This is a genomic window from Candidatus Accumulibacter vicinus (genome assembly GCF_000584955.1).
Taxonomy (GTDB): domain Bacteria; phylum Pseudomonadota; class Gammaproteobacteria; order Burkholderiales; family Rhodocyclaceae; genus Accumulibacter; species Accumulibacter vicinus.
Genome location: NZ_JDSS02000049.1, coordinates 37,663 through 38,928, shown reverse-complemented (window position 1 = coordinate 38,928; position 1,266 = coordinate 37,663). Strand labels below are relative to the sequence as shown.

The 1,266-nt window shown below is 68.4% G+C and carries 1 protein-coding gene; it reads right to left on the bottom strand.

Features of this window, described 5'->3' with window-relative positions:
* Positions 1 to 1,266, bottom strand: a 1,266-nt coding sequence (locus tag CAPSK01_RS19860; RefSeq protein ID WP_273704159.1) for a LamG domain-containing protein, incomplete at both ends; no start/stop codon positions are given.

Sequence of the window (1,266 nt, the reverse complement as noted above, 5' to 3'; positions counted from 1 at the left end):
GTGTGGTTGATCGGGATCAGCGGGTCGCCCTCGATCGGCAGCGCCGCCGCAGGCGGTGTAAATGCCACGCCGTAGCGCACCTTGCGCGTGAAGCGGATGTCGTCCATGGCGCCGATCCAGCCATTGGTGCCCGCCTGGTTGAGCCCGATGCGGATGCCGCTGGCATTGGTGGCCGCGGGGTTATAGGTGCCGCTGCTGACCTGCGCACCGTCGATGTAGATCTTCGTCGTCGTGCCCTGCCGCTCGATGGCCCAATGGAACCAGGTCCCCATGGGCGGCACCGCGTTGCTCGCGCTGGCCAGCACCGTGGCCGTGCCGGACCAGATAGCGATGCTGCGCGTGCTGGCATTGACGAAGGGCTGCCATGAGCTCGATCCGCTGCCAGAGCCGCGGAAGTCGATCAGGCACAGGCCTGACGCTACGGTGGTGTCCAGTCGCGCCCAGCCCTCGATGCAGAACTCGGCGCCGTTGAAGCTCAGGTCCGCAGCGTAGGGGATGCTCAGGTAGTCGCCCGTGCCGTCGAGTGCGAGCGCGCCCGTGCCGTACTTCGGCGACGTGGTGGTGACCTTGGCGTTGCCGTTCGCGGTGATCGTGTGCGCGTAGACCGACGCATCGACAAACGTGGTGTTGTTGTCCGCGCCATCGCACGTCAGGCGCAGCACCACGGAGCGATAGTCCGCATCCGCCGTGCTCCCGCTGGGCGTGAGCTGCACGGAGACCTGACCCAGGAAGTCCCCGAAGTCCGGCATATTGGCGCCGAATGCGGCGATGGCCGGGCTGAAGGTCAGTGTGATCGGATCGGTCGGACTGGCCGTGCAGTCCAGCCATTTGCTGCCAGCTGCCGTGGTGTTGAAGCGCCCGTGCGCCGTGTCGTCGCTGCAGGTCGCGGCACCGCCCGTGAGCGTGCAACTCACACCGTTGCGGCTGAGTACGGTCCCCGCCAACGATTGCAGCGGCGTGAAGCCCTCGAAATCCTCTGCGGCCACAGAGGACAGCCGGGCCAGCAGCTGGGCCCGTTCGTGCGCTGGCGCGCCCGTGAACGCCTCGGCCGGGGTAAGGTTCTCGCCCTCGTAGACCTGGCGCTCAGGTGGCGGGCCGGCAATGAGCGCGCCCTCCATGGCGCCCAGCGGGTCAGCCATGGGGCCGGATGTCGTGACGGCTGCGATGAACGGCCCCTCCAGGGTGCCCATCTTGTCCCGGTCGGCATCCTTGCTGCCTGTCGCTGGCACTGCGCGCGGCCCGCCCTGGCTGCCGCCCGGGTCGTCG